This window comes from Streptomyces sp. 549, assembly GCF_030124175.1.
In the GTDB taxonomy this organism is placed as follows: domain Bacteria; phylum Actinomycetota; class Actinomycetes; order Streptomycetales; family Streptomycetaceae; genus Streptomyces.
In genome coordinates this window covers 60710-79732 of sequence record NZ_JASKMT010000010.1, presented here as the reverse complement: position 1 = coordinate 79732, position 19023 = coordinate 60710, and the positions used below count along the sequence as shown (strand labels likewise).

The window sequence follows — 19023 nt, the reverse complement described above, 5'->3', positions numbered from 1 at the left end:
CACCAGCCCGGTCTTCCCGGCGTGCTCCCCTCGGACGGGTACACGCCGGGAAGCCTAACCGATCCGGCGAGGTCAACTGCTCGGGCGAAGTGTCCAGACAATCGTCATTTCACCGGTGACCGCGCCGTCCTCGCGGGTGAGTGCGACCTTCACGGGGAACTCGGGCCGCTCGCCGGCGTCGAGTTCCGCCACCACCTCGGCGGCGGGACGGCCCAGTTCCGCGGTGGCGGTGACGACTCCCATCGCCAGCTTGCGGTAGCCGATCTCGGCGCTCACCGCGAGCGGCACCGCACGCGAGAGCTGGTCACCGAAGGCGGCGAGCACGATGGCTCCGCTGGCGGACTCCCCCAGCGTGAACATGGCGCCGGCGTGGGGGCCGCCCACGTGGTTGTGGTAGTCGGCCTGGTCGGGCAGGCGGACCACCGCGCGGGCAGAGCTGGTCTCGACGAACTCCAGGTTGAGGGTGCGGGCCATCGGCACGGTGGCCGACATCATCTCGCCGACGGACGGCTGGTTCTCTGGCATGCCCGTACATTACCAGCGAGTAGCTTGTGGCCGCAGGGCCGTTCGCCTCCCGGTAGCAGCTGCGTACCAACCGGGGGGCGGGCATGGCCTCCCCGCGCGCCCGCGCCTAGAGTTCACGCCATGTGGCCAGGACAGCAGCAGCCGGGGGGCGAGCAGAACCCCCAGCAGCCCAACCCGTACCAGCAGCCGGGATACCAGCAGCCGGGGTACCAGCAGCCCAACCCCTACCAGCAGGGCGGGCCTCCCCCGCAGGGCGGACCGGGCCCGCAGGGGTACGGACAGCAGCCGGGATTCGGGCCACCGCAGGGGTACGGTCAGCCGAATCCCTACCAGCAGCCCGATGGCCAGTGGGGCAGCCCCGGTGGGCCCGGCGGACCGCTGCCGCCGGGGAAGGGCGGCAAGTCCCGGCGCAACATGGTGATCGCGATCGTGGCCTCGGTCGCGGTGCTCGCCGGGGCGGGCGTGGCAGCCTTCGCCCTGCTGGGCGACGACGGCAAGAAGGACAGCGCGAGTGGAGGGAAGGACCCGTCCGGCGCCCCGCCGTCGGCGGAGCCGGAGGGAACGGATGAGCCGGGCACCGACGACCGCGGCACCGACCCGGACAGCCCGCGCGGCTCCGGCGAGGAGGAGACACCCGACCCGGTGGTGCCGGGCTGGCAGGTCGTGGTCAACCCCAAGCACCACAGCGCCTTCGACGTGCCGAAGGACTGGTCCCTGAAGTCGCCCACGACCATCGTCGGCTGGGGCGAGAAGAAGGACGACGAGGACGCGCTCTTCCCCGCCCCTCAGGTCGCCATGAGCGCCCCCGCCTACTTCAAGGAGGGGTGGTGCACCAAGAACTCCTCCCGGGCCGTGGTCGGCACCAAGGGCGCGCAGGGCTCCACCGACACGGACGTGGCCGCGGTCAACGCCGCGGAGAGCTTCGTGTTCTACGCCTACGGCGAGGAGAAGGAGAAGCTGAAGTCCGGCAAGGCCCGGGCGTTCTCCAACAAGCACGGCATCAAGGGGCACACCGCCACCGCGACGATGACCGGCGTCGAGAAGAAGGGCGAGTGCGACGCCGACGGCAAGGTCGTCACCGTGTCGTGGCTGGACGCCTCGCGTGAGCTGCGGCTGTGGGTGATGGTCACCGACACGGGCGTCGACGACGAGGTGCCGCCCGCCACCATCAAGAAGATGACCGACAGCCTCCGCCCGTACGGCGAGGAGGAGTAGGCCCCGGGAGTTCGCCGCCGGGCCGCGGACGCCGGTTTGCTCCCCCGGCCCGGCAGCGGCGATAGTCCCCCGGGTGACCACCCCGCACCTCCCCCGCCGCCTCCGCCGTCCCGCGTGGGCCGGCCGCAACTACACGCTGCTGACCGCGGCGGCGGTGATCACCGGGCTCGGCAGTTCGGGTGCGCTCATCGCCTCGGCCTTCGCGGTGCTGGAGGCCGGGGGCAGCGGCACGGACGTCGGGCTGGTCGCCGCGGCCCGCACCGTGCCGCTCGTGCTGTTCCTGCTGGTCGGCGGCGCCGTCGCCGACCGCCTGCCGCGCCATCGGGTGATGGTCGCGGCCAACGTCCTCAACTGCGTCTCCCAGGCCGCGTTCGCCGTCCTGGTGCTGACCGGCAACGCCCAGCTGTGGCAGATGGCGCTGCTCGCCGCGCTCGGCGGCACCGGGCAGGCCTTCTTCTCGCCCGCCGCCGAGGGCATGGTGCTGGCGACGGTCACCGGTGAGCAGGCGAGCCGCGCGTTCGCGTTCTTCCGGATGGGCATGAACGGCGCCGGGATCGGCGGCGCGGCACTGGGCGGCGCGATGGTGGCCGCGGTGGGTCCGGGCTGGGTGCTGGCCGTGGACGCCGCGGCGTTCGCCGTGGCCGGGGCACTGCGTGCGTTCCTCGACGTGAGCGGTGTTCCCGAACGGGCCCCCGGGAGCGGTCTGCTGCACGACCTGCGGGAAGGCTGGCGGGAGGTCGCGGGACGGCCCTGGCTGTGGGCGGTGGTCGTGCAGTTCGCCGTGGTCAACGCCGTCGTGGCGGCGGCCGAGGCGGTGTACGGGCCGCAGGTGGCGCAGGACCACCTCGGCGGGCCCCGGCCGTGGGGGCTGGCGCTGGCGGCGTTCGGCGCGGGCACCGTGGTCGGGGCGGTGCTGATGGCCCGGTGGAAACCGGACCGGCTGCTGCTGACCGGCGCGCTGTGCGTGTTCCCGCTGGCGCTGCCGTCCGCCGCGCTCGCGGTGCCCGTGGGCGTCGGGGTGCTGTTCGCGGTGATGTTCGTCAGCGGGATCGCGATCGAGGTGTTCGCGGTCAGCTGGATGACCACACTGCACCAGGAGATACCGGAGGAGAAGTTCTCCCGGGTGTCGGCGTACGACTGGCTGGGCTCCATCGCGCTGGTGCCGCTGGCCACCGCGCTGGCCGGACCCGCAGAGCAGGTCATGGGGCGCTCCTCCGCGCTGTGGGCGTGCTCGGCCCTGATCGTGCTGCTCACCCTGGCCGTACTGCTCGTCCCCGACATCCGCCGCATGCGCAGGCGGCCCCCGGCCACCGGGGAGGGGCGCCCGGTACCGCCTCAGGACAGGCTGAAGGAGCCGTCCGGCGGCACCGGGGACGGCGCCGCGGCGCCGTCGTGAACGGGCGCCGCCCCGGCCGCCAGCCGCCGCAGCGCGGCACCGTGCACCACCCGGGCGGGGAACGGGTCGCCGGCGCAGCGGCGGGCCAGGTCGGCCACCGGCAGCGGATCGGCTGACGCGGCCAGCACCAGGTTGCCGAACCTGCGCCCGCGCAGCACGGCGGGTTCCGCCAGCAGGCACACCTGCGGGAAGACCACGAACAGGTTGGCCAGTTGGGAGCGGACGAAGTCGAAGGGGGCCGTGTCCGCGACGTTGGCGACGTGCACCCCGCCCGGGCGCAGGGCCCGGCCCGCGGCACGGACGCACTCCACCGTCGTCAGGTGGGCCGGGATCCGGGAACCGCCGAACACGTCGGCGACCACCGCGTCCGCGGTCGCCGGTGCCCGCCGCTCCAGGGCCTCGCGCGCGTCGGCCGCCTCGCACCCGATGCTCGACCCGGGCGGCACCGGCAGGTGCCGCCGCACCAGGGCGAGGAGGGCCGCGTCGTGGTCCACCACCTGCTGGCGCGAGCCGGGGCGTGCCACCGCCAGGTGGCGCGGCAGGGTCAGCGCGCCGCCTCCCAGGTGCAGCACCTCCAGCGGCCCCGCGGGGCAGGCGGTGTCCAGCACGTGGGCGATGCGGCGCACGTACTCGAACTCCAGGTGCCCCGGGTCGGCCAGGTCCACGTAGGACTGCGGCGCGTCGTCGACGGTCAGCAGCCAGGCCCGTTCCCGGTCGACGTCGGGCAGCAGCCGGGCGGTGCCCTGGTCGACGGGGCACGTCACGGGTCTCGGTTCGTCCACCGCCCCATTGTGCGCCGACGCCCGGCTGCCGCGCGCCGCCGGGCGCCGGCCGCCGCCTTGCCGCGAGGGGGCGGTCCCGCCCCGGTCCCCCGAGGTCGCACACCTCACATACGGTGAAGTCCCCGTAAGGTCACTTTCGTCGGTTACTCTCCCCCGGTGCCCGCCCCTGCCCGCGCCCTCGGCGCACGCTGTGTGCAGTCACTGTGTTCGGCCCGGGCCCGGCTCGTGCTGCTCGTGGTGCTGCTCGCCTCGGCTGCCGCGCTCGTGATCGTCCACCAGCCGCAGCGCATGCTCACCGATCCCGCTGGTCAGCACCTCGGTGCCAGTACGGCCGTGCTGACCTTCGGGGTGGCGTACGCGCTGTGCACCGCCGCCTTCGTGCCGCGTCCGGTCCTCAACATCGCCGCCGGGGTGCTGTTCGGCGCCCAGTGGGGAACCGTGGGCGCGCTGGCCGGCACGGTGGCGGGCGCGGGCATCTCGTTCGGGCTGGGGCGGCTGCTGGGGCAGGACGGGCTGCGTCCGCTGCTGCGGGGCCGCTGGCTGCAGGCCGGCGACCGGCAGCTGAGCCTGCGCGGTTTCCGGGCGATGCTTGTGCTGCGCCTGGTACCGGGGGTGCCGTTCGCCGCGTCCAACTACGGCGCCGCGGTGTCCCGCATGTCGTGGGGGACCTTCCTCGGTGCGACAGCCGTCGGCAGCGTGCCCAACACGGCGGCGTACGTGGTGGCCGGCAGCCGGGCCACCGAACCGGCGTCGCCGGTGTTCCTGGCCGCGTTCGCGTTCATCACCGTCACCGGGGCCGCCGCGGCCCTGGTCGGCTGGCGCCGCCGGGCCCAACTGCGGGCCGCAGCGGGCGCGTGAGCGGCGTTCACCCCACCCCCGCGCGGCGCGCGCCGGGCGCACCCATAGCATCTGATCCGAACTGACCGACGATCACAAGGACGAGCGCACCCCGACATGTCTTGGTTCGAATCCCTCATCCTCGGGCTCGTCCAGGGACTCACCGAGTTCCTGCCGATCTCCTCCAGCGCCCACATCCGGCTGGTCGCTGTCGCGGCCGGCTGGGAGGACCCCGGCGCCGCCTTCACCGCGGTCTCTCAGATCGGTACCGAGATCGCCATCCTCATCTACTTCCGCAAGGACATCCTCCGCATCGTCACCGCCTGGTGCCGGTCGCTGGTGAGCAGCGAGGCCCGACGCGAGCTGGACGCGCGGATCGGCTGGCTGGTCATCGTCGGCACGATCCCGATCGTCGTCCTCGGTGTCACGTTCAAGGACACCATCGAGGGCCCGTTCCGGGATCTGCGGCTGATCGCGTTCAGCTTCATCGTGCTCGGTGTGGCGCTGGGCATCGCCGACCGCATCGTGGCGCGGGCGGAGAGCGGCGGCGGCAAGCACCGGGCGGGCGGCCCCCGCAAGGGCCTGGAGCAGCTCAACGTCCGGGACGGCATCTTCTTCGGCCTGTGGCAGGCGCTGGCCCTGATCCCGGGCATGTCCCGGTCGGGTGTCACGATGACCGGCGGCCTTTTCCTCGGCTACGACCGGGCCTCGGCGGCGCGCTACTCCTTCCTGCTCGCCATCCCCGCCGTGCTCGGCTCCGGCGTGTACGAGATCTCCTCGATCGGCGGCGAGGAGGCCTCGCACGTGTCCTGGGGTCCAACCATTCTCGCCACCGTGGTCGGCGGCCTCGTCGGCTACGCCGTGATCGCCTGGTTCATGCGCTTCATCGAGACGCGCAGCTTCATGCCGTTCGTCTACTACCGCGTCGCGGTCGGTGTGCTCATCCTGGTGCTCGTCGGCCTCGGTGTGCTCGACCCGCTGGCCGGAGCCGAGGTGGGCGAGGGCTGACCCGCCCGCGTTGGAGACGGGACTCAGTCCGCCTCACGCAGGCCGTCGGCGGCAGCGCCGCGGCTGAGCACCGCCTTCGCCACACGGGCGTGCACCTCGGGGTGCCGCCCGGCGGTGGCCCGCACGACGCGGAACGGCGGGCCCATGACGGAGTGGCCGACCAGGTACTCGGCCCGCCGCACGTCCCACCGGTCGCCGTCCGACCGGGGCACGAAGGTGAAGCGGGCCATCGAGCCCTCGTTGCCCCGGTACAGCGACGGCACGAAGCTGGCCATCTGGTCGCCCAGCCCGTACACCACCCAGGTGCCGTTGACCTTCTCGTACGCCTGCGCCACGTGGTTGTGGGTGCCGATCACCAGGTCGACGTCCCGCTCCCCGGCCGTCCTGGCGGCCGTCAGGACGCGTGCGGTCTCCCGCTGCCGGGAGTCGGGTTCGGTCTGCCACTCGGTGCCCCAGTGCACCGACACGACCACCACGTCCGCTCCCGCCCGCCGGGCGGCCCGGGCGTCGGCGACGACCCGCCCGGGCTCCAGCAGGTTCACCGCCCAGGGCGCCGCCTCCGGCACCGGAATGCCGTTGGTGTCCGAGGTGTACGACAGGTGCGCGACGCGGGCGCCGCCGGCGCGCAGCTCGGTGTGCCGCGCGGCCTCCCGTGCGTCGCGGGCCGACCCGGCGTGCCGCACGCCCGCGGCGTCCAGCGCGTCCAGCGTGCGCCGCACCCCCTCGACGCCGTCGTCGAGGGTGTGGTTGGAGGCGGTCGAGCAGCCGGTGTAGCCGGTGTCCCGCAGGGCAGCCGCGAGTTGCGGCGGTGACCGGAACAGCGGGTAGCCGGTGAACGGTCCGTCCTCGTGCCCCAAGGGGGTCTCCAGGTGGCACAGCGCCACGTCCGCCGCCCGGACCAGCGGGGCCACGCCGCTCAGGATCTGCCGGAAGTCGTATCCCTGACCGCCCGCCTCGCTGCGGGCCTGCCGGATGATCCACGGGTAGGGGATGACGTCGCCCGTCGCGAGCAACGTGAAGGCCCGTCGGGACCGGGCTTGCGCCGCGGGCCCGCCCCCGGCCTCCGAGGGATGCGCCGCCGTCTCCGACGGCCCGGCGGGCGGCGTGCGCAGCCCGCTCCCGCCGGTGCCGCCCGCGCAGGCGGACAGCAGCAGCACAGCCGCCAGGAGGAGAGCTGCAGGAACCTTCCTTCGCCGAGTCACCCGCGCCTCCTCACCTCATGTCGTCACCCGCCAGCCTGCTGCGCCCCCGCCTCGGCCGCAGCCCGGAGCGTCCGTCCGTTGCGCCGAACGGCGTGAACACGCGCCTGCCGCTGCCCGCGTTGTGTGAACCCGCCTCACCCGTCCTCACGGCGAGCACCCCCGGGCCCGGCGGGGTGTGCGGAACCCCGCCGCCGGTCACAGCGATCGACGACCGCCCCGCCCGGCACACTGGAAACAGGACAACCGGTGACACTGACGGGCCGGCGACCGGGAGGCTTGCATGCGGCTGTCGGGTGGTGGTGCCCTGCGGGGCGCGGCGGCGTTCGCGGCCGGCGCGCTGCCCGCGCTGACCTTTCCCGCGCCGTCCCTGTGGTGGCTGGCACCCGTCGCACTGGTGCCGTGGCTGCTGCCCCGTTCGGCTCCCACTTCCCGGCAGGCGGGCTGTGCTCGGCTGGCTCGGCGGCACCGGCTTCGCCCTGGCCACGCACCACTGGCCGGCGCCCAGCTCGCACGTCTTCCTGGCCGTCGTGGCCGCCCTGGCGGGTCCCCTGGGGGCTGCTGGCCCGCCGGCTCCTGGCCCCGGCCCGCTCCCGGCCGCCGGCTGGCCGCTGCGGCGGTGCTGCTGCCCTCCGGCTGGGTGGCGATCGAATTGGTGCGTTCCGGGGAGTACCTGGGTGGACCGTGGGCACTGCTCGGCGCGTCCCAGTCCTAGGTGCCGCCGGCCCTGCGGCAGACGGCACTGGGCGGCGTGTGGCTGGTGAGCTGGCTGCTGGCGGCGGTGAACGTGGGCTGGCCGCCCTGGTGGCCGTGCCGCACGTTCGTCGGGTACGCCCGGTTCGGCGGCAGGGTCGCCGCCCTCTCGCTGGTGTCGCTGGCCGGCTACGCGGCGGCGTCGGTCAGGCGGCCTGCTCGCGTACGGACGTGACGATCTGCTCGCACAGCTCGTGGGTGAGCAGCGCGTCCCGGGCACTCAGCACCTTGTCCGCGCTGACCGCGTCCAGGAAGTGCGCCACGACCTGCTCGATGCCGCGCTGCCGGGCGACCGGCACCCAGTCGCCCCGCCGGCGCACCGACGGCTGGCCGCGGTGGTCGATCACCTCGGCGAGGTTGCGGACCTCACGCTTGCTGTCCTGCCCGGACACCTCAAGGATCTCCTCCGAGGACCCGGAGAGCCGGTTCATGCTCCCCACGGCGGTGAAGCCCTCCCCCGACAACTGGAGCACCACGTGTTCCAGCAGGCCGTCCCGCGTCCGGCCCCGCACGGTCACCTGGTCCGTCCCGCCGGGGGCGAGGAAGCGCAGCGTGTCGACGACGTGGATGAAGTCGTCGTAGACGAGGGTGCGGGCATCCTCAGGCAGTCCGACCCGGTTCTTCTGCATCAGGATCAGGTCGCGGGGGTGGTCGGCGCACTGGGCGTAGCTCGGTGCGAAGCGGCGGTTGAACCCGACCGCGAGTGCGGTGGAGCGCTGCTCTGCCAGCTCCACCAGGCGCCTCGCGTCGGCGAGTTCGTAGGCCAGCGGCTTGTCGACGTAGGTGGGCACCCCTGCCTCCAGCAGGCGGGTCACCAGCTCCGGGTGCGCACTGGTCGCGGCGTGCACGAAGGCGGCGTCCAGCCCCGCGGCGAGCAGGGCGTCCAGCTCGGTGTACCGGTGCGCGGACGGGATGCGGTGCGTGTCCCCGACCGCGTCGAGAGTGGCGGCGGTCCGGGTGTGCAGGTGCAGGTCGATCCCCGGCCGTGCGGTGAGCACGGGCAGATACGCCTTGCGGGCGATGTCGCCCAGTCCGATCACGCCGACCTTCACTTCGCGCTCCTCACCCTGGCCTGCACGGTGCGTACCCCTGCCGGGGCGGCACTCCGTCCGGTGCCCGAAAGCATACGTGGCCTGCGGCGCAGCGGTTCCGGCGGCCGGTTGCGAAGGTGGCCCGGGCAGCTTGCGCACCCGGGCTCGCCGCCCGGTACCGGCGGGTGGCCGCTCTCGCTCCTCGCCACCGCCCCCGGCCGCGTCCGTTCTCTCTCACCCCTTCGGGGAGTTCCCCGACAGCCCCCGATGCGGGCAGAGTTGAGCGAATGCGACACACGACCGCCGCCGTGCTGCTGGCCGGACTGTCCCTGACGGCAGCCACCGGTTGCCTGGCCGTCTCCGAGCGGGCGCACCCCGCCGACGGTTCAGGACCGCCCGCGGGGCCGTCCGCTCCCCCGCGCCGGGCCGCTGCGCCGGAGCCCGCGCTCACCGAAGCCGCACCGCGGGAGGGTGTGAGCAGGCCCTTCCGGCAGCCGGCCGCCGCTGCGCCGCCACGCCCGCGGACCGAGCGTCCCACGCGCCCGCCGGTGCCTGCGCCTCCACCGGAACGGACGGACGGCACCCGCCGTACCGCCCCGGCCGCGGCGCCTTCGGGAGAGGTGCCGACGCCCGCCGCGAGCCGCGCCCCGGCACGCCGGGCGCAGCCGGCCCCGCCCGGCGGTGACGCCTGCAGGATCGCCGGGGAGCTGGGCGGGTGGCGGCCCGGCAGCACGGAGGACCGCTACTGCCGGGAGCTCTACGGCAGTTGACGGCGGGGCGGTACCGGTCCTGGGACCGGGGAGGCCAGTCGGCGCTCCAACCGGTCGACGGCCGCCCGGACCCCGTCGCCGTGCTCGCTCTCCGGCAGCGCGCCCACCGCGCGGCGGGCCAGGACCAGTTCACGGCGGGCCGCCACGGGCTCGCCGAGCCGGTGGTGGGCAGCGGCGAGACCCAGGTGCAGCGAGGGGTAGAGGGCGCGCACCCGCACCACGTCCGCCGGGTCGCTCCCCGGTTCCTCCCAGGTGAGCGCGTCGGCGGCGGCGAGCGCCCGGCGGTCCCAGCGCAGGGCGGACTCCGCGTCCTCCTGGGCGGCGGCGAGGTAGTGGGCGACGGCACACCGGTGGAAGGTGCCGCCGCCGTGCTCCAGCTCGCCCCACAGCACGGTGAGCCGGTTGCGCGCCTCCTCCCGGTCGCCGCCGCGGTGCAGGATGACCGCCTGGCCGATGCGGGTGGTGATCGGGTCCTCGGCTGGCTGCTGCTCGGCCACTGCGGTCCTCCTGCGTGTCCTGCGGGGTGGACGTCCGACGCTAGCCCCCGGTAGGACGTTCACCGCTGAGGCGCACTCACTCCGCGAGGTTCGGCAGCCGCCAGTCGATGGGGCTGTGGCCCTGGGCGGCGACGGCCTCGTTGATCCGGCTGAAGGGGCGGGAGCCGAGGAAGAGCTTCGCCGACAGCGGCGACGGGTGCGCACCCTCGACCACCGCGTGCCGCTCGGTGTCGATGAGCCTGGCCTTCTTGCGGGCGTAGTTGCCCCACAGCACGAACACCGCCGGGTCGGGACGGTCGGCGACCGCGCGGATGACCGCGTCGGTGAACCGTTCCCAGCCCTTGTTCTTGTGCGAGTTGGCCTCGCCGGCGCGGACCGTGAGCACCGCGTTGAGCAGGAGCACGCCCTGCTCGGCCCAGGGCAGCAGCGAACCGTTGTCCGGCGCGGGGTGGCCGAGGTCGTCCTTCATCTCCTTGAAGATGTTGCGCAGCGACGGCGGCACCCGCACCCCTGGCCGGACCGAGAAGCACAGCCCGTGGCCCTGCCCTTCGCCGTGGTAGGGGTCCTGGCCGAGCACCAGGACCTTGACCCGGTCGAAGGGCGTGGCCTCCAGCGCTGCGAAGACCTCGTCCCGCGGCGGGTAGACCGGCCCGCGTGCCCGCTCCTCCTCGACGAACTCGGTGAGTTCCTTGAAGTAGGGCTGGTGGAGTTCCTCACCGAGGACTTCGAGCCAGGACTCGGGCAGCGTGCCGTTCACGTCTTCTACCTCCGCAGGGGCGCCGTCACCGGCCGGTCGCGGTGACTGGTCGAAACGTACCCGCGCCCACTGACAGACGTACTACCAGCTGGACTTCCGGTGCAGTTCCCACATCCGCATGATGGTCGAGGCGTCGATGGCCCACTCCACGCCCGCGATCTCCTCGTGCGCCGCGATGTACACCCGGCCCTGCCACAGCGGCAGCAGGCGGGCGTCCTCGGCGAGGATGCGCTGGGCCTCCTTGAGGGAGCTGCCGGCCGCGGCACGGTCGCTCTGCTGGCGGGAGGCGGGCAGGATCTGGCCCGTCAGTTCGGCGTCCTCGTAGGGGATGCCCAGGGCGTTGTGCTTGCCGACGAACGGACCGATGTAGTTGTCGGCGTCGGGGAAGTCGGGGAACCAGCCGCGGCCGAAGACCGGGTACTCGCCCTTCTGGTACGCCTGCTGGAACTCGTTCCACTCGCGGCCCTCGATGGTGACCCGGAACAGGCCGGACCCGTTGAGCTGCCGCCGGATCTCCTCGAACTCGGCCTTGGTCGTGGCGCCGTAGCGGTCGGTGGTGTACCAGAGGGTGAGCTCCACCGGGTCGGTGATGCCCGCCGAGGTCAGGATCGACTTCGCCTTGCGCTGGCTGGGCTCGCCGTACTTGTCGTAGAACGCGCTGGTGTGACCGGTGATGCCGCCCGGCACCATCGAGTACAGCGGTTCCGCGGTGCGCTGGTAGACCTCGCGCACCAGCGCCTTGCGGTCGATGAGCTGCGCGATGGCCTCGCGCACCGCCGGGTCCTCGACCGACGGGTCGTCCGGGTTGAAGACCAGGTAGCGGATCTCGGTGCCGGTGGCCTCGTTGAGCTTGATCTTGGAGTCCTTGTTCTTGGCGTTCTCCAGGGTCGTGATCTGCTCGGGGGTGAGGCCGCGGAAGCTGAGGTCGACATCGCCGTCCTCGATGGCCTTCACCAGCCGCGCGGAGTCCTTGAAGTAGCGGATGGTGACCGCGTTGTTCTTCAGCTTCGCGGCGCCGCGGTACTCGTCGTTCTTGACCAGTTCGGCCTGCTTGCCCGCGTCGTAGCCGTTCAGCCGGTACGGGCCGGAACCGGTGATGCCGTCCTTGTCGCGGAGCTTGTCCGCGGGGTAGCTGGCCGGGTCGACGATGGACGCCGCCGGGGTGGCCAGGACCAGGGGGAAGGTGGCGTTCGGCTTCTTCAGGTGGAAGACGACCGTGTCGTCACCGCTGGTCTCGACGCGGTCCAGACTCTCCAGGAGCTGGGCCGGGCCCGTGGCGGCGTTGATCTTGAGGGTGCGCTCGACCGAGAACTTGACCGCGGCCGCGTCGAGCTTGTTGCCGTTGGAGAACTTGAGGCCCTCCTTCAGCGTGCAGCGGTAGACCTGGCTGGCGTTGTCGGTGAACCCGCAGTTCTTCGCGGCGTCCGGTTCCGGTGTGCCGCTGGAGTTGGGGAAGTTCAGGAGCGACTGGTAGATGTTGCGGTACAGCTCCCACGAGCCGTCCCAGGCACCGGCGGGGTCGAGCACGCTGGGCGCACTGGTCGTGCCGACAACGATGACCTCGTCGGCGTCCCCGCCGTCCCCGGTCAGCGAGCCGCATCCGGCGACCACTGCCACGGCGGACACCACCGCGATGCTCCTCAGAAGCCTTATCCGGCTGAACACGTGCACGCTCCTCGATCGGCGGGGGCCACTGAATGACGCACTGCGGGGGAGTTGTGTTTCAGGTCTGGCGGAAACCGTTCCACCCGTCCGGACGCCACACTGAGCACATCGGTGCCGCGAGTGGGCCCCACAGGCCTACGATGCGCAGACCTTACCGCAGCACTTGGCCTGAGCTTCATGGACGGCTCAACCACCTGTCAATCATCTGCGGCTACCAGTACTGCACCAACTTGCCCACTCGGGCCCGGATCGCCCGCGACCAGGTACGACGCCCGTGCGCAGGCCGGATGGTCCAGTCCATCCGGCAGCCGAGCGGGCCTCCGAAGACGTGCAGGGGCGGGCGGAGGCCGGAGGATGCGGCGTCCTGGCCGGGCGCACGGCGGTCACGGGCATGCGCCAAGCGGGCACCGGCGGTCCAGCCGGTGCCCGCCTCCGCCCTGGCGTGCGACAGCCCGGGCCGCCGCCCGGGCCGGGCGCACGTCGCACGCACGCCGGTCTCATGCCTCGCGGTTCCCTCGGGTGAGGCCCGCGGTCAGGCCACCCCCGCGTTCAGGAAGAGGCCGCCGTCGATGACCAGTGTCTGGCCCGTCATCCAGCCGGCGGCGTCGGAGGTGAGGAACGCCGCCGCTCCCCCGATGTCCTCGGGCACTCCGAGGCGCCCCAGCGGGTAGCCCTTGACGGCCTCCTCCTCCCGCCCCTCGTACAGGGCGGCGGCGAACTTGGTCTTGACCACGGCGGGGGCGATGGCGTTGACCCGCACGCCCGGCGACATCTCGTGCGCGAGTTGCAGAGTCAGGTTGACCATCGCCGCCTTGCTGATGCCGTAGGCGCCGACGAACGGCGACGCGGAGACACCCGCGACCGAGGCGATGTTGACGATCGTGCCGCCGTTCTCGCGCTGCCACGCGGCCCAGGTGAGCTGTGCGAAGCCGAGCGCGGAGAGCACGTTCGTCTCGAACACCTTGCGCGCCACCGCGAGGTCGAGTTCGGCGATCGGGCCGAAGACCGGGTTGGTGCCGGCGTTGTTCACCAGGTGGTCCACCCGGCCCCAGGCCGCCATGACCTGCTCGACCACGTCGGCGCGGTGCGCCTCGTCGTGCGCCTTGCCGGCGACGGCCATGGCCCGGTCCGGGCCGAGCCGGTCCACGGCCTCCTTCAGCGACTCCTCGCTGCGGCCGGTGATGCACACCTTGTCGCCGCGGGCCACCAGCGCCTCGGCGATGCCGAAGCCGATACCCCGGCTGCCGCCCGTGACCAGGGCGACCTGTCCGCTGTCCTTGACTGCCATGTCTGTCTCTTTCCTCAGTCGAGCGGCCCGCCGGCCACGTACAGGACCTGCCCGGACACGAATCCGGCCGCGTCACCGGTGAAGTAGGCGATGGCGCCTGCCACGTCCTCCGGCCGCCCGACGCGCTGCACCGGGATCTGGCTGGCGGCGGCCGTCTGGAAGTCGTCGAAGTCCATGCCGACCCTGGCCGCGGTCGCCGCGGTCATGTCGGTGGCGATGAAACCGGGGGCGACGGCGTTGGCGGTGATGGAGAACTTGCCGAGCTCCTTGGCGAGCGTCTTCGTCAGGCCCTGCAGGCCGGCCTTCGCGGCCGAGTAGTTGGCCTGGCCCCGGTTGCCCAACGCGGAACTCGACGAGAGGTTGACGATCCGGCCGAAGCCGGCGTCCACCATGTGCTTCTGGCAGGCGCGGGACATCAGGAACGCACCGCGCAGGTGCACGTTCATGACCATGTCCCAGTCGGACTCGCTCATCTTGAACAACAGGTTGTCGCGGAGCACACCGGCGTTGTTGACCAGGATGGTGGGCGCGCCCAGTTCCTCGGCGACCCGCGCGACCGCGGCCGTCACCTGCTCGGCGTCCGAGACGTCGCAACCGACCGCGAGGGCCCGCCCGCCCGCAGCGGTGATCTTCTCGACGGTCTCCTTGCAGGCCGCTTCGTCGAGGTCGAGCACGGCGACGGCACGGCCCTCCTCGGCCAGCCGCAAGGCGGTGGCCGCCCCGATGCCTCGGGCCCCGCCCGTCACGATCGCGACGCGCTGCTCGGTGGTGGACATGCTGGATCTCCTCGCCCTCGAAGTGGTGAGCAACCGCTTAGTAGCCACGGCAGACGTGACGCTAGAAGCCAGGCCGACCGCTGTCAACGGCACCCGCGCCCACCGGCCCCACGTGGCGAAGCACACACCGGTGCCGGACCGGACCATGCCCGAGCGCGGCGCGGCGGGGCGGACTCCGGCCGGGCCGTGCGGGCCGGCGCTCCCAGCCTGGGCCGACGCCCTTACCTGACGAGCAGATCCAGGAGCCGGTCGGCCTCGGCGACCGGGTCGCAGGTCAGCCCGGTGTGCACGGGCCCGGGCTGCACGACCGTGCTCCGCGGCGCGATCAGCCAGCGGAAACGCCGTCCCGCGTCGTCACCGGCGGCCTGGCCGGCGTCCGCACCGCCACGGCAGACACCGCCGACCGCGTTCAGGGCGGCGCGCACCCCGGGGACGTCCGCGCCGGGGTCGAGCGCCAGCAGGCGCGCCTCGTCCAGGTGGGTTCGCGCCACCACCACCGAACGCGCCCGGCAGTAGACCAGCACGCCCGCGTTGATGCACTCGCCGCGCTCCACCCGGGGCACCACGCGCAGCAGGGCGTACTCGAAGACGTCACGGACGGGGGGCGTGGGGGTCGCGTCGGGGGTGGGGGTCGCGTCGGTCATCGGCGTGGTCCTTTCAGACCGGTCAGCCAGCCCGGTGCCCGGGACGGTCCGTCCGAGGAGGGCGCGCCGACCGTGATGCGCGAGCCGACCGTGCGGGCGCGTGCCGTGAGCACCTCGACGTACACCGCGCGGACCTCGTCCGGCGAGGCGAAGCCGGGCTCGTCGGCGAGCCATTCGTCGGGCACGTCAGCCGCGCACGCGGCCACCAGGTCCGCGGTCACGAGCGGCGCGAGGTCGGAGGCGGCCGCTGCGAGGTCCGGGGCGAACGGCGCCAGGACGTGATCGGACGCGTCGTAGGGCTTCTCCGCCGCCTGGGCTGCGGCCGGCCAGTTGTGGTGCCAGATCATGGTGGCGCCGTGGTCGATGAGCCACAGGTCTCCGTGCCACACCAGCAGGTTGGGGTTGCGCCAGGAGCGGTCCACGTTCCCCACCAGGGCGTCGAACCAGACCACCCGGCCCGCCTCCGCCGCAGCCACCTGGTAGGCGAGCGGGTCGAAGCCGAGGGAGCCGGGCAGGAAGTCCATGCCGAGGTTGAGCCCGCCGCTGGCCTTCAGCAGCTGCTGCACCTCCTCGTCAGGCTCCGCCAGACCGATGACCGGGTCGAGCTGCATCCGCACCAGCTCCGGCACGCGCAGACCCAGCCGCTGGGCGAGCCGCCCGCAGACCACCTCCGCCACCAGCGTCTTGCGGCCCTGCCCCGCACCGGTGAACTTCATGACGTAGGTGCCCAGGTCGTCACCCTCGACGATGCCCGGCAGCGAGCCGCCCTCCCGCAGGGGCGTGACGTAGCGGGTCGCGGCGACCTCTCTCAGCACTTTCCCAGGCCACCTATCTCTTCAACCTTATAATCCACGGACGACTTCTCCGGGGCGTGGAGGCAGGAATCACCGGTCACCGGCGCTGGGGAGAATCCGGGGAGTTTCGGCTCGCGAGCCGGTCCCCCGCTCCCCAAGCAGACCGTTGATGGCGCCGCACCCCGCTGCCAGCTTTCGGCACGAGGTGAGCATATAGCGGCGTGGTTCAGTGTCGTCCGTTTTGATCATGTGTGGCCGAGGAGGGCGAGGGGTCGGGTGTGGTCTCGGGCTGCCCGTCGGAGTCCGGCGCGACGTTGCGGATGCCGGCGAGGCGGAAGGCTCCGATCGCGAGGTTTCTACAGTTGGCCGTTGCTCGGGGCGCGTTTCCGTCCGCAGCTGGGAGGCGTCCTCGGTGAAGGTGACGTCCCTGACGTGGTTCGGGGCCTCGACGGTCCAGCGGCCGCCTGAGCAGAAGGCGAATCGGCAGGCGTGTACACGATCAGCCATCTCACCTCACGGCCTCGCCGCCCAGCGCGGCGAAGGGGTCGCCCTCGCAGGCGACCGCGCCACGGTGCATCCTGGTGATCAGTGAGCGTTGTTCGTCCCCCGGGAGCGCCTTGAACTTCCTCCACACCCGACGGACCTCGTCGAGCTGGTTACTGGAGTAGTACTTGAAGTCGCTGCTGAGCGGCTCGGGGGCGTTGAGGACCCAGCTCGTAGCGATGCCCTGCGCAGAGGTTTCACTGAGGCCCGTGCGAGCCGGTCGCCCGTCACGAGGGAGAGACGGTCAGACCGGTGGCCCAGTCACGGACGGTGGAGCGGACGACGGCTTCCGCGTCCTCGCCGGTGGCGAAGTGGGAGGCGAGGAGGTCGTTGACTGCGAGGTTGGCGACGCCGTGAGCGATGGCCCACAGGCGGCTCGCGGCTGCCTCTGGATCGGCGGGCAGGTGGGTGACGGCTGCCAGCAGGGGCGGGTACGTGCGGTCGGCCGCGGCCTGCAACTGGGCGTCGCGGGACTTGTCGAGGCCCGAGGCGAAGATCAGGATGAAGCGGGCCGGTGAGGCGGTGGCGAAGCCGACGTAGGCGGCGCTCAACTCCTCCGGGAGCGCCGCGGGATGATCGGCGTGAGCGCCTACGACCTTCTCGAGAGTGTCCGCCAGGGTGGTGAAGCCCTCGGTTGCGGCGGCGGTGATCACTGCGTCCCGGTCCGCGAAGTGCCGGTAGGGGGCGGCGACCGAGACGCCGGCGCGGCGGGCCGCTTCGGAGAGGGTGAAGCCGTTCAACCCGCGCTCGCGGACGAGTTCGAGGACGGCGTTCATGATGGCGCGGCGCAGGTCGCCGTGGTGGTAGGAACGTTGTCCACCCTCGCCTCCCCGTTCCTTGCGGCCGGTGGCCGTCCGCTTCCCTGCCATCTGCGTCCTCCTCTCCACCCTCTGCCAATGTTGAGGCTTTTAACATTACCAGCTACGGTGATGTTAAAGACATTCACATCGACGGTTCACCCAGCCCTTTGCCAGGGAGGCACAGTCATGACTTCAACCACGCTGATCAGGGGTGGCACCGTGCTGGTCGGCGCCCCGCGCGACGGCCGCATGCTCCGCGCCGACGTCCTGATCGAGAACGGGACGATCACCCGGATCACCCCGGAGATCAGTGGCACGCCGGAGACGGCCCGGGTCGTCGATGCGGCCGGTACGTACGTCCTGCCGGGCTTCGTCGATACCCACCACCACCTGTGGGAGACGGTCCTGCGCGGGATGACCGCCGAGTGGAACATCCTCGACTTCGCCTGGGGCATGCGCTTCCACCACGCCGGAGCCCAGCAGCCTGAGGACGTGTACGCCAGTACGTACGCCGGTGCGGTCGCGGCGCTGGACGCCGGCATCACGACGACGATCGACTTCGCACACGTAGTGAACACCCCCGACCACGCCCGCGAGGGCGTACGTGCCGTCACCGACGTCGGCATCCGCACCCTGTGGTGCTACGGCATGACCGAAGCACCGTCCCCTACGCCGCACTTCGCCTCCCACGGGGACCGGCTCGGGGACCTGCGGGCCCTGCGCACCGAGCGCTTCGCCGCCGACGACGCCCGCGCCCTCGTTCGGCTCGGGGTCGCCGTCAACGACATCGGCGGCGTCCCGTGGGACGTCACACGCACCGAGTTCCTGCTGGCCAGGGAGCTCGGGCTGACGGCAACTGCGCACACCGACTCGCGGTGGGGTGCCGTGCGCGCGCCGGAGATCGAGTGGCTCCACCGGGACGGGCTGCTCGGCCCCGGCCAGATCCACGCGCACGTCAACGCGGCCTCCGACACGGAGCTGAAGCTGCTGGCTGACAGCGGCGCCGGAGTGTCCAGCACCCCGGAGACCGAACTCCAGATGGGCCTGGGCTTACCGGTCTTCGCTCGCGCCGCCGAACTCGGCATCCCTTCTGGCCTGGGCACGGACATTCAGGCCAACAACTCCGCCGACCCCTTCGTCTGGATGCGGCTCGCCCTGCACGCGGAGAACGCCCACCGCCATCAGGCAGCGCTGGAGTCGCCGTACGGCACCGGCGCGCTCGGCTCCCCGCACCTCGGCCCATGTGACGTGCTCCATCACGCGACCCTCGGCGGCGCGGAGGTCCTCGGCCTCGGCTCCGTCACAGGCTCGCTGGAACCGGGGAAGGCGGCCGACATCGTGCTGCTGCGCACGGACGGCGTGCACCAGCGGCCGGTCGTAGACCCGATGGCGACAATCGTGATGCAGTCGCGCGCCTCGGACATCGACACGGTCCTGGTCGGCGGCGAGATCGTCAAGAAGCGCGGGCGCCTGACCGGTGAGCGCTCCGCGCGAGCGGTGCTCGAGGTCGAGAGCGCCTGGGAGCGCCTCGAACCGCGCATTGAGGCGCGCGGCGGCTGTCTGCCCGAGCGCCCGGAGGGACTGCTCCAGCAGATGGCGCAGGCGGCGGAGGCCAACGCGCCCGCCTGGGCGGCGCAGACCACCGAGGGCGGTGCAGCATGAGCGGCGGTCCAATCGGGAACACCGGCGGCGAGATGACCTTCGACGTCCATGCGCATGCCCTGCTCCCTCAGGACGAGGCGA

General features: G+C 72.5%; 18 protein-coding genes and 1 pseudogene. 7 read left to right on the top strand and 12 right to left on the bottom strand.

Annotated elements, in window-relative coordinates; all coding sequences use genetic code 11:
• Nucleotides 1-72 precede the first annotated feature (72 nt).
• The gene (locus QNO07_RS14030; protein WP_283992303.1) at nucleotides 73-525 is read right to left on the bottom strand and encodes a DUF4442 domain-containing protein; all 453 of its coding nucleotides are present in this window, start codon (nucleotides 523-525) and stop codon (nucleotides 73-75) included.
• A 120-nt stretch (nucleotides 526-645) separates the two neighbouring features.
• On the opposite strand from QNO07_RS14030, the gene QNO07_RS14025 reads away from it, so the two are divergent.
• Entirely contained in the window at nucleotides 646-1740 is a 1095-nt protein-coding gene (locus QNO07_RS14025) for a DUF8017 domain-containing protein (RefSeq protein ID WP_283992302.1), read from the top strand.
• A gap of 73 nt (nucleotides 1741-1813) precedes the next feature.
• Nucleotides 1814-3136: an MFS transporter gene (locus QNO07_RS14020; RefSeq protein WP_283992301.1), complete on the top strand. Its 1323-nt coding sequence runs from the start codon at nucleotides 1814-1816 to the stop codon at nucleotides 3134-3136.
• Here the strand turns inward: QNO07_RS14020 and QNO07_RS14015 are convergent.
• A complete protein-coding gene (locus QNO07_RS14015; protein WP_283992300.1) occupies nucleotides 3076-3918 on the bottom strand; it encodes a spermidine synthase in 843 nt (280 codons plus the stop codon). The genes QNO07_RS14020 and QNO07_RS14015 overlap by 61 nt on opposite strands.
• Nucleotides 3919-4074: 156 nt before the next feature.
• Here QNO07_RS14015 and QNO07_RS14010 point away from each other — a divergent pair, with 156 nt between their 5' ends.
• On the top strand, nucleotides 4075-4776 hold the full coding sequence (locus tag QNO07_RS14010) for a TVP38/TMEM64 family protein (RefSeq protein ID WP_349636833.1): 702 nt from the start codon (nucleotides 4075-4077) through the stop codon (nucleotides 4774-4776).
• A gap of 96 nt (nucleotides 4777-4872) precedes the next feature.
• Nucleotides 4873-5763, top strand: coding sequence for an undecaprenyl-diphosphate phosphatase (locus QNO07_RS14005; RefSeq protein ID WP_283992299.1), 891 nt, complete (start codon nucleotides 4873-4875; stop codon nucleotides 5761-5763).
• 23 nt (nucleotides 5764-5786) lie between these two features.
• Here QNO07_RS14005 and QNO07_RS14000 read toward each other — a convergent pair whose 3' ends face one another.
• Complete coding sequence (locus QNO07_RS14000; protein WP_283992298.1) at nucleotides 5787-6965, bottom strand: CapA family protein; 1179 nt, start codon at nucleotides 6963-6965, stop codon at nucleotides 5787-5789.
• Nucleotides 6966-7245: 280 nt separating this feature from the next.
• Here QNO07_RS14000 and QNO07_RS13995 point away from each other — a divergent pair.
• Nucleotides 7246-7787, top strand: a pseudogene (locus tag QNO07_RS13995) (apolipoprotein N-acyltransferase); the annotation flags it as partial.
• Nucleotides 7788-7861: 74 nt separating this feature from the next.
• On the opposite strand, the gene QNO07_RS13990 reads toward QNO07_RS13995, so the two are convergent.
• Nucleotides 7862-8767: a Gfo/Idh/MocA family protein gene (locus tag QNO07_RS13990; protein WP_283992297.1), complete on the bottom strand. Its 906-nt coding sequence runs from the start codon at nucleotides 8765-8767 to the stop codon at nucleotides 7862-7864.
• 266 nt (nucleotides 8768-9033) lie between these two features.
• Here QNO07_RS13990 and QNO07_RS13985 point away from each other — a divergent pair, with 266 nt between their 5' ends.
• Nucleotides 9034-9516, top strand: coding sequence for a hypothetical protein (locus QNO07_RS13985; RefSeq protein ID WP_283992296.1), 483 nt, complete (start codon nucleotides 9034-9036; stop codon nucleotides 9514-9516).
• On the opposite strand, the gene QNO07_RS13980 is transcribed toward QNO07_RS13985, so the two are convergent.
• From QNO07_RS13980 to QNO07_RS13945, 8 genes are all read right to left on the bottom strand, one after another.
• On the bottom strand, nucleotides 9504-10013 hold the full coding sequence (locus QNO07_RS13980) for a hypothetical protein (RefSeq protein WP_283992295.1): 510 nt from the start codon (nucleotides 10011-10013) through the stop codon (nucleotides 9504-9506). The genes QNO07_RS13985 and QNO07_RS13980 overlap by 13 nt on opposite strands.
• 76 nt (nucleotides 10014-10089) lie before the next feature.
• Entirely contained in the window at nucleotides 10090-10770 is a 681-nt protein-coding gene (gene ung / locus QNO07_RS13975) for a uracil-DNA glycosylase (protein WP_283992293.1), read from the bottom strand.
• Nucleotides 10771-10851: 81 nt separating this feature from the next.
• Nucleotides 10852-12435 carry an ABC transporter substrate-binding protein gene (locus QNO07_RS13970; protein WP_283992291.1) on the bottom strand — a complete coding sequence of 528 codons (1584 nt, stop codon included), beginning with the start codon at nucleotides 12433-12435 and terminating at the stop codon, nucleotides 10852-10854.
• A gap of 532 nt (nucleotides 12436-12967) precedes the next feature.
• Entirely contained in the window at nucleotides 12968-13723 is a 756-nt protein-coding gene (locus QNO07_RS13965) for an SDR family oxidoreductase (protein ID WP_283992290.1), read from the bottom strand.
• A 14-nt stretch (nucleotides 13724-13737) separates the two neighbouring features.
• Nucleotides 13738-14499, bottom strand: a complete 762-nt coding sequence (fabG, locus tag QNO07_RS13960; RefSeq protein WP_283992289.1) for a 3-oxoacyl-ACP reductase FabG — start codon at nucleotides 14497-14499, stop codon at nucleotides 13738-13740.
• Between the two features lie 221 nt (nucleotides 14500-14720).
• Entirely contained in the window at nucleotides 14721-15143 is a 423-nt protein-coding gene (locus QNO07_RS13955; protein ID WP_283992288.1) for a DUF3037 domain-containing protein, read from the bottom strand.
• Nucleotides 15140-15958, bottom strand: a complete 819-nt coding sequence (locus QNO07_RS13950) for a HipA family kinase (RefSeq protein ID WP_283992287.1) — start codon at nucleotides 15956-15958, stop codon at nucleotides 15140-15142. The genes QNO07_RS13955 and QNO07_RS13950 overlap by 4 nt, the downstream gene beginning before the upstream one ends.
• A 749-nt stretch (nucleotides 15959-16707) precedes the next feature.
• Nucleotides 16708-17349, bottom strand: coding sequence for a TetR/AcrR family transcriptional regulator (locus QNO07_RS13945; protein WP_283992286.1), 642 nt, complete (start codon nucleotides 17347-17349; stop codon nucleotides 16708-16710).
• Between the two features lie 117 nt (nucleotides 17350-17466).
• Between QNO07_RS13945 and QNO07_RS13940 the strand changes: the two genes are divergently transcribed.
• Nucleotides 17467-18942 carry an amidohydrolase family protein gene (locus tag QNO07_RS13940; protein ID WP_283992285.1) on the top strand — a complete coding sequence of 492 codons (1476 nt, stop codon included), beginning with the start codon at nucleotides 17467-17469 and terminating at the stop codon, nucleotides 18940-18942.
• The last annotated feature ends 81 nt before the right edge of the window (nucleotides 18943-19023 follow it).

What these genes read in the sequence shown, in the direction of transcription:
- QNO07_RS14030 (WP_283992303.1), bottom strand. Translation starts at nt 525, where the DNA reads ATGCCAGAGAACCAGCCGTCCGTCGGCGAGATGATGTCGGCCACCGTG.
- QNO07_RS14025 (WP_283992302.1), top strand. Translation starts at nt 646, where the DNA reads ATGTGGCCAGGACAGCAGCAGCCGGGGGGCGAGCAGAACCCCCAGCAG.
- QNO07_RS14005 (WP_283992299.1), top strand. Translation starts at nt 4,873, where the DNA reads ATGTCTTGGTTCGAATCCCTCATCCTCGGGCTCGTCCAGGGACTCACC.
- QNO07_RS13985 (WP_283992296.1), top strand. Translation starts at nt 9,034, where the DNA reads ATGCGACACACGACCGCCGCCGTGCTGCTGGCCGGACTGTCCCTGACG.
- QNO07_RS13965 (WP_283992290.1), bottom strand. Translation starts at nt 13,723, where the DNA reads ATGGCAGTCAAGGACAGCGGACAGGTCGCCCTGGTCACGGGCGGCAGC.
- fabG (WP_283992289.1), bottom strand. Translation starts at nt 14,499, where the DNA reads ATGTCCACCACCGAGCAGCGCGTCGCGATCGTGACGGGCGGGGCCCGA.
- QNO07_RS13955 (WP_283992288.1), bottom strand. Translation starts at nt 15,143, where the DNA reads ATGACCGACGCGACCCCCACCCCCGACGCGACCCCCACGCCCCCCGTC.
- QNO07_RS13945 (WP_283992286.1), bottom strand. Translation starts at nt 17,349, where the DNA reads ATGGCAGGGAAGCGGACGGCCACCGGCCGCAAGGAACGGGGAGGCGAG.
- QNO07_RS13940 (WP_283992285.1), top strand. Translation starts at nt 17,467, where the DNA reads ATGACTTCAACCACGCTGATCAGGGGTGGCACCGTGCTGGTCGGCGCC.